Here is a 9,125-nt window from a genome sequence, read left to right on the forward strand (position 1 = left end):
CAATACAAAAAATTTCTGTAAAATCGTACATGGTAGTTAGAGCCTTTGGGTTGTGTCGTAACTTTCTAAATGGCTCTAACTACCTTTTTTTCAAGGGCTTTTCTTATCCGTAATTCGGGTTAAAATAAATAACAAATAAATTGTGACAAGTTCTAAATCTTAAAACTGGCAAAGCTTATCTTTTTCATGAATAATTAAAAACATAACAAAAACAGTAGGAGCGCATAATGGAAGTGGTTGCTTACCTGCATAATGCAGATTTGCTCTTAGAAGATGAACAAGGTGTCGCGGTAATTGGCGGCAGTCATTATGTTTTAAGTTTAGGTGATCGGGTGTATTTACGTCAGCAAATTGATGCACCTGCAAAGATATATCAAGTTCAAATTTCATTTACCAGTGCAGAACACTGTATGCTGCATGAAGATGAAATTCAACTCAAGTTTGAAGGTAGTCGCGAACAATTACAGCACTATCTTCAAGCTACGACAGTACACTAAGGTGGAATATCATTCATTCATTAGAACAGGCAACATGAGCGTTGCCTTTTTTACGAGTTAAACTTTAGGCGAAAAGTTAGTGTACATACAGACAAAGTTAAAATTAAGTCGTGTTTTGCCTGTAAATTGAACAATATGCGCATCATTTAGTTATAAAATAATGGGCATCACAAAGAAACACTCTAGTTGCATTAACTTTTAACCTGAAGTTTAGTAAAATTTTGCAGTCCATATTGTTTGTGATGCTTTAAAAGCAGGAATTCACAAATAATTTTTTAAAAAAGAGGAATAACACCGTGCTAGAAGCTTACCGCCAACACGTTGAAGAACGTGCCGCACTCGGAGTCCCACCGAAGCCACTTGATGATGTGCAAACAGCTGCATTAGTTGAATTATTAAAAAATCCACCAGCAGGCGAAGAAGCTTATTTGGTTGATTTGATTGAAAACCGTGTACCTGCAGGTGTTGACCAAGCGGCATACGTTAAAGCTGCTTTCTTAGCTGCTGTAGCAAAAGGTGAAGCAACCTCTCCACTCGTTTCTAAAGAGCGCGCAGTTTACTTACTAGGTACAATGCTTGGTGGTTATAACGTAGCACCTTTAGTAGAGCTTTTAGACAATGCTGAATTGGCTGGCTTAGCAGCTGAAGCATTGAAAAACACTTTGCTTGTATTTGATGCGTTCCATGACGTAGCAGACAAAGCAAAAGCAGGTAACGAAAACGCGAAAGCAGTTTTACAATCTTGGGCTGATGCTGAATGGTTCACTAGCCGTAAAGATGTACCTGAAGAAATCAAACTTACAGTGTTTAAAGTTACTGGCGAAACCAACACTGACGACTTGTCACCTGCACAAGACGCATGGAGTCGTCCAGACATTCCATTGCACGCAAATGCAATGTTGAAAAACGTACGTGATGGCATCAACCCAGAAGTTCCTGGTGAAGTTGGTCCATTAAACCAAATCAAAGACCTTATCGCGAAAGGCAACCAAGTTGCTTACGTGGGTGACGTTGTTGGTACAGGTTCTTCTCGTAAGTCTGCAACTAACTCTGTACTTTGGTTCTTCGGTGATGAAATCGCGCACATTCCAAACAAAAAAGATGGCGGCTACTGCTTAGGTGGTAAAATTGCGCCAATCTTCTTTAACACAATGGAAGATGCGGGTGCTTTACCAGTAGAAATCGACGTTTCTAATATGAACATGGGTGATGAAATCACTCTTAAAATCGACCATGCTGCTGCTAAAGTAACAGCGTTCAAAGACGGCGCACAAATCGCTGAATCTGAACTTAAAACTCCAGTGCTTCTAGACGAAGTACGTGCAGGCGGTCGTATTAACTTGATCGTTGGTCGTGGTTTGACAGCTAAAGCGCGTGAAGCTTTAGGTCTTGCACCATCTACTTTGTTCCGTACTCCAGTACAACCTGAAAACACAGGCAAAGGCTTCACTCAAGCTCAAAAAATGGTAGGTCGCGCTTGTGGTCTTCCAGAAGGTCAAGGTGTTCGTCCAGGTACTTACTGCGAACCTAAGATGACTACTGTTGGTTCTCAAGATACAACAGGTCCAATGACACGTGACGAATTAAAAGATTTAGCTTGCTTAGGTTTCTCTGCAGACTTAGTAATGCAATCTTTCTGTCACACAGCTGCGTATCCAAAACCAGTTGACGTTCAAATGCAACACACGCTTCCTGACTTCATCATGAACCGTGGTGGTGTTTCTTTACGTCCAGGTGACGGTATTATCCACTCTTGGTTAAACCGTATGCTTCTTCCAGATACAGTAGGTACTGGTGGTGACTCGCATACTCGTTTCCCAATTGGTATTTCTTTCCCAGCGGGTTCTGGTCTTGTAGCGTTCGCTGCAGCAACTGGTGTTATGCCACTTGACATGCCTGAGTCTGTACTTGTGAAGTTCAAAGGTAAAATGCAGCCTGGTATCACTTTACGTGACCTTGTACATGCGATTCCTTACTACGCAATTAAAGAAGGTGACTTAACTGTAGAGAAGAAAGGTAAGAAAAACATCTTCTCTGGTCGTATCTTAGAAATCGACTTAACAGAAATGGAAACTGACTTAACCGTTGAACAAGCATTTGAATTGTCTGATGCTTCTGCTGAGCGTTCAGCTGCAGGTTGTTCTATCACACTTTCTGAAGAGAAAGTTGCTGAATACCTTCGTTCAAACATCACCATGCTTAAGTGGATGATTTCTGAAGGTTATGGCGATGCGCGTACTATGGCTCGTCGTGTTGAGAACATGGAAAAATGGTTAGCGAACCCATCACTTCTTAAAGCTGATGCTGACGCAGAATACACTAAAGTGTATGAAATTGACCTTGCAGACATCAAAGAACCAATCCTTTGCTGCCCGAACGATCCAGATGATGCAAAACTTCTTTCTGACGTTCAAGGTGACAAAATTGATGAAGTGTTCATCGGTTCTTGTATGACAAACATCGGCCACTTCCGTGCTGCTGGAAAGTTATTAGACAAAGTTCCTGGTGGTTCTTTATCTACTCGTCTATGGTTAGCGCCTCCAACTCGTATGGACGAGCGTCAACTTATGGAAGAAGGCTTCTACAACACTTATGGTAAAGCGGGTGCGCGTACAGAAATGCCAGGTTGTTCATTATGTATGGGTAACCAAGCACGTGTAGCACCGAACACAACTGTAGTATCTACTTCTACACGTAACTTCCCGAACCGTTTAGGTCAAGGTGCAAACGTTTACTTAGCTTCTGCTGAGCTTGCATCTGTTGCAGCGGTACTTGGTAAGTTACCAACACCAGAAGAATACCAACAGTACGCTTCTCAAATCGACAGCATGTCTGCTGACATCTACAAGTACTTGAACTTTGACCAGATGGAAAGCTACACAGACGCTGCTGCGAATGTAGACACCAAGAAAATTGCTGCTGCTCAGTTGACCTAAGTTAGGAAAAGCAAACGCAAGAGCAAATCTATGATTTGTTCGAGTGTTGAGCGATAAGCAAGATCAAATAAGGGCTGATTATTCAGCCCTTATTTTTATGCGTAAAATTTCAATCTAATAATGAATGACATTTAAAACAGCATAGATTGTGATATTTCAGCTTGCCTAACTGATTTAAAAATAGGGGCGCAAGCTATGAAATAAATTAGAATTTAACTTATTAATACAATATAAATTTGCCTATCAATACCGTTTGTCATAAAATAATGTAAACTGCGTCACAAAATATAATGGATTAATGCTGGTATTCAATTTTAATTATAATTTTTGGTAAAAACTTTATTGAAATGAACTACTTAGTTTTAATTTTAATGAAATTGGATATTTTTTAATAACTTACTATAATGATTGTAAAATTATGTAATTAAAATGTGTCATATTATTAATGCATTGACCAATTAAAAAAATTTTGCGTCTCTCTTTAAATATGAAACTGGGTTGTTTTTATGAATTTAATAGAAACAGTTTTTGACTTTAAAGCGCTTTCAATGCAGCAGCAATCGTATTTTTTTGAAAAAATTTATCAATTCGATCAAAAAATCTTTCCAAATTCGAGTTTAGAAGAATTTAAAGCCTTTGTTTATGACCCCGATGCAATCGCAGTCATGGTTATTCAATATCATGATCGAGATCAAGTGGTTGGGCAAAATGTTATTCCTTTTATTTTGATTCATTATAATGAACAGCCTATGCATGTGGTCAATTCACGAGCGGGTTTTTTGTCTGAATATCAAAAACAAAATTTGACGATTCCAAGTGCAGTCAAAGCCATGTTGAATCGACGCTTAAAAAATCCATTTATTCCATTGTGGTTTGTGATTAGCATTAATCAACCGAAGATTTATGCTTTGTTTGCTTCGCGTTCTAAAAGTTTTTTCCCAAGAGTCGGGAAAACTATGCCTAAGGAATATCATGAAGTTTTGCAGCTTATGGCGGCACGGTATCCTGAAATTCAAAAGCGCGGTGAAGGCGTATATGTGCATGAAACTCATTCTCCAGCACGAAGTTTTGAGCAACTGATGCATTTGAGAATTCCGCAAGATGTACATTCCAATTTCTTTTTGCAGCACGCGCCTGATTATTTTGATGGTTGGGGCATTATGTGTATTTGTAAATTAGACGGTAAAACTTTATCTGAAACGGCACTCAATTTAGCACTAAACAGAAAAGTGGATTAGGTGCTTATCACATCGAAAAACTGTAATCCTCTGTACGTATCCTGTTGACTCTATACTGCAGTAGATGATGAATTTGGGCAGTGATGGGGTGTAACCATCATCTTCACCAAAGTTTTATTGAGTGAAATAATGATCTTGATGTTTGCAGTTGCGACAAAATAAGGACACATAATTTTCTGCGTCATAATCGACAGTCAGTTCATCCGATCCGCAGTGCATACAGCGTTTAAGTGAATAAAATTTAAGTCGTGCTTCAATTTTTCGCCAAGAACGCCACACAGGTTGAAAGAAAATCCTTTCGTCATAACCCAAAAAGCGGAAGAATAAAATTTCGCTCATATAGCTGAAAGGCAAATTAGGCGGGCGTGGCAGGGTAGAGGTCTCCCATTTTTCAGCCACTGACCGTTCTCGGTATTGCTGCACAGTCTTTTTCAGTAAATTGGTATTAATAAAGTTTTCATTACGCGGTTTGAGTGCTTTTTGTTGGTATAAAAATTCCAAAGCAGTTTGCACCAAGTAATAAATTTGCCCAACCGCCAAGACATCTAAAAGTCGGTAGCAAAAGCTCTGAAAACTATGGTTGCCCGCAATTTGTATTCCCCAAGTCCGACAATAAAATTGCATAAACTGCACAATCTCTTGATACAGCAATAAATACAGCGCATCTTTGACTTCATCTGCTGTTTTGAACGGTGTGCCCATACTCAGATTTTCATAAAACCAATAACGTAATTGTTGTGCAATGCTGAATAAGCTTGGTTCAGAATAACCATCTAAACGGACATTGATATAATATTGCTGCGCATTTTCCGCAAAATCTTTGGCAATTAATATTTGCTCTTTTAGCAAATGTTTGATCATGCCGTGCTGGAAAAAATAGTTGGGGGTAATATTTAAATACTTGATTTTTTCCCAATCTATAAATTCTTCATGTGGAATATGTTCCTGTGCATGCTGATCTAAAATACTCAATAAAAATAATTTATCTATAAAACGCAGCTGATTTAATTCGCGTTCAGGTGCATCCTGTTTTTTGAATTTTTGTTGTTCTTGCAAGCGGGTTTCCGCCATGATTTTTTTGCGTTGTTGGGTACAGCTTGCGCAATGACAGTTTTGTTGTTGGCTATTTTGAAAGATGCGATGTTCACAATGACTACATTGGTGAAAATTTAATTCGTGCTCATATTGTTCTGCTTCTACCCAATACATAGATGCCTGACACAAAGGGCATAATGTGCTTTCATCTAATTGTTTTTGCAGAATTTGTAGCATTGTGAAATAGAAGCTCAAGTAAATCGTGATATGTCATTATACATGGCTTGTGTACTGAAAGGTGGAAGCTTCTGTGCTTTTGATCATCATCAAAATTAGCCTGTGTTGGTCGTATTTGAAGTGAAGTTGCATATCAAAATATTAAATTTACGCGTAATAGCAATACAGGTATTGATTTAAACAGTCTGCTTTTATGTTACTTGTACAGGATTAATCCAGATAGGATTGAAAAGCTTGGGTTGAGCGCCCATATAAATCAGCATTGTTGAATAAGACTGAAATAGATTGTGTGCAGACAGATGTTGAAAGTTGTCGTATGATCATTGCAACTTTACAAAAACAAGCGCATCGCCACAAAGAATGAGGACAAGATGAATATTGCAGCAAATCCTATGGTTGAAGCCAGCCAAACTATCTATTTAAAAGACTATCAAAAACCTTCATTCTTGGTAGATGCTGTAGAGCTAGATATTCAAGTCTATGCAGATTACACCCAAGTGGGTGCAACTTTGAAAATGCAGCGTCAGACTGCAGGCGATTTGGTCTTATTGGGCCGTGATTTAGAATTGAAATCTATTATTTTGAATGGCACGGAATTATCGGAAAGTGACTATCAATTAGATAGTGAGCAGCTTCGCATTGCAAATGCACCTGATCAAGTCACGTTAGAAACCATCGTGATCATTCATCCTGAAAGCAATACGCAACTTGAAGGCTTATATCAGGCAAGTTCTGATTTATTTGTTACCCAAAACGAGCCTGAAGGTTTCCGTAAAATTACCTTCTATCCTGACCGCCCAGACGTATTGTCGGTATTTACCACACGTGTTGAAGCCGATAAAAAATATCCTGTGTTATTGGCAAACGGCAACTTGTTAGAAACAGGTGAAGCAGGCGAAGGTCGTCATTATGCGATTTGGCAAGACCCGACCAAAAAGCCAAGCTATTTATTTGCTTGTGTGATTGGCGATTTGGCAGTCATGAAAGACCATTATGTGACATCTGAAGGGCGTAATGTTGCACTGGAAATTTATGCAGAAGAAAAAGACATTCCAAAATGCAAAATTGCTATGCAAGCGTTAAAACATTCGATGCGTTGGGATGAAGAACACTATGGTCTGCCGTATGATTTAGATAATTATATGATTGTGGCGACCAGTGCCTTCAATATGGGCGCAATGGAAAATAAAGGTCTGAATATTTTCAATACGTCATGTGTATTGGCCGATGAAGAATACACCACAGATGCCGCAATTATGCGCGTACAGTCCGTTATTGCGCATGAATATTTTCATAACTGGACAGGTAACCGTATTACTTGCCGCGATTGGTTCCAGTTGTGTTTAAAAGAAGGTTTAACGGTGTTCCGTGACCAATCTTTCTCTGAAGATTTACAGTCTGCCGCAGTACAGCGTATTGATGATGTGGCGGTGCTCAAAGCACATCAATTCCCCGAAGATTCTGGCCCGTTATCGCACCCGCCACGTCCAGATCATTTTGTAGAAATTAATAACTTCTATACCGCAACAGTCTATGAAAAAGGTGCGGAAATTAACCGCATGATGTCGACTTTACTCGGTAAAGAAAAATTCCGTAAAGGTAGTGATGAATATTTCCGTCGTCATGATGGACAAGCAGTCACGGTTGAAGATTGGGTCAATGCTTTAAGCGCAGGTTCAGGTGTTGATTTATCTAATTTCCTGACTTGGTACAATCAACCAGGCACACCAAAGCTTGAAGTGCAGGGCGAATACGATGCGGCTGCGCAGGTTTATCGTTTAAATTTAAAACAAAGTCTGAAAAGCAATGCCAAATATCCAAACTTAAAAGCATTGCCTATTCCTGTTGCATTGGCATTGTTCAATGCAGAAACAGGCGAGCAATATATTTTGCAGTCTGAAGCTTTGGTTGAAAACTCAGTAAAAGATGGTGTGTATTTGTTTGATCAGGCACAAGCAAGTATTGAATTTAGCGGTATAACTGCGCATCCCGTTGTTTCTTTATTGCGTAATTTTTCTGCACCTGTGAATTTAGAATTTAACTATTCTAATGATGAATTGGCATTTTTAATGCAGCACGAAACCAATGGCTTTAACCAGTGGCAGGCGACTCAGACTCTATTGGAACGTATTTTATTGGAAGAACATGCAGCAGATACTTATTTGCAAGCCATGAAAAATACAGTACCTGCTTTAATTGAAAAAGATCCTTTGTTGGCATCACGTATTTTTGATGTACCTTCTGAAGGCTATTTGGGCAGCCGTATTGATCAAAATTATCAACCTGAAAAAATTCAGCAAGAACGCAATGCGCTGTTAGATACATTGGCGCGCGAACTTGGTGCATTCTGCAAAGAAACCTATTTAAGCCTTGATCCAGACATGCAGCAAGATTTCTCTCAGGCAATGGGTGTACGTGCTTTAAAGAATATCATGTTGGCGTTAATGGCACGTCAGGGTGATGTTGAAGCCTTTGCATTGGCTGAACAGCAGTATAAACATACACGCAATATGTCTGAACGATTAGGTGCTTTGCGTGTGCTGGTATGGAATGATGCACCGCAAGCCAAAGCTGCTTTAGAAGATTTTTATACTCGTTTTAAAGATGAAGCTTTAGCATTGGATCAATGGTTTATGGTACAGGCATCCCATCCAAAAGTGACAGCTGCAACCATTCAGGCGTTAACTGCACATCCAGATTATGATTTGGGTACACCTAACCGTATTCGTTCAGTCAGTGGTGGTTTAAATAGCAACCCTGTGAATACATGGAGTTTTGGTGTTCAGCATTTTATTGACTTAGCCAAGTATTTAGATGAGAAAAACCCAATTGTAGGTTCGCGTTTATTGCAGGTGTTGTCGCGTTGGTACACTTTGGCAGAGCCACAACGTAACCAAGTGCAAGCAGCGTTGCTAAATTTGCAGTCTGTGGTGAAATCTAAAAACGTGGTTGAAACCCTAAATAGTATGTTAGAGGTTTAAGTTAAAAAACTAAAAGCCATTTCATCAATTCGTTGAAATGGCTTTTTTGTGGCTGGAATACATTAAAAATAATCGGGTATTTGCATTTTAAGGTGGGATTTTAATTAATTCCACTTTCTTTATTTCTATAATATTTCCCCATTTTTGCAATCTAAGGTTGAATCAAAAAAATAGAAATCATTCCATTTTTGCAATACAGGG

5 protein-coding genes are annotated in these 9,125 nt (G+C 39.1%); 4 read left to right on the top strand and 1 reads right to left on the bottom strand.

Annotated features, from left to right (window positions below):
• Nucleotides 1-227 precede the first annotated feature (227 nt).
• The 3 genes from FTU66_RS13090 to FTU66_RS13100 all read left to right on the top strand — a co-directional run bounded on the left by FTU66_RS13090 (nt 228) and on the right by FTU66_RS13100 (nt 4,671).
• A complete protein-coding gene (locus FTU66_RS13090; RefSeq protein WP_004973220.1) occupies nt 228-497 on the top strand; it encodes a hypothetical protein in 270 nt (89 codons plus the stop codon).
• 296 nt (nt 498-793) lie between these two features.
• Nucleotides 794-3,433 (top strand): bifunctional aconitate hydratase 2/2-methylisocitrate dehydratase, encoded by a 2,640-nt coding sequence (locus FTU66_RS13095; protein ID WP_096900892.1) that lies wholly within the window; start codon nt 794-796, stop codon nt 3,431-3,433.
• Between the two features lie 506 nt (nt 3,434-3,939).
• Entirely contained in the window at nt 3,940-4,671 is a 732-nt protein-coding gene (locus FTU66_RS13100; RefSeq protein ID WP_179989528.1) for a hypothetical protein, read from the top strand.
• A gap of 114 nt (nt 4,672-4,785) precedes the next feature.
• Here the strand turns inward: FTU66_RS13100 and FTU66_RS13105 are convergent, their stop codons facing one another.
• Nucleotides 4,786-5,943: a hypothetical protein gene (locus FTU66_RS13105; RefSeq protein WP_180112937.1), complete on the bottom strand. Its 1,158-nt coding sequence runs from the start codon at nt 5,941-5,943 to the stop codon at nt 4,786-4,788.
• Between the two features lie 371 nt (nt 5,944-6,314).
• Between FTU66_RS13105 and pepN the strand changes: the two genes are divergently transcribed.
• Nucleotides 6,315-8,924 carry an aminopeptidase N gene (gene pepN / locus FTU66_RS13110; protein ID WP_180112938.1) on the top strand — a complete coding sequence of 870 codons (2,610 nt, stop codon included), beginning with the start codon at nt 6,315-6,317 and terminating at the stop codon, nt 8,922-8,924.
• The last annotated feature ends 201 nt before the right edge of the window (nt 8,925-9,125 follow it).

The sequence above is a fragment of the Acinetobacter sp. YH12131 genome (assembly GCF_013418635.1).
GTDB lineage: Bacteria > Pseudomonadota > Gammaproteobacteria > Pseudomonadales > Moraxellaceae > Acinetobacter > Acinetobacter towneri.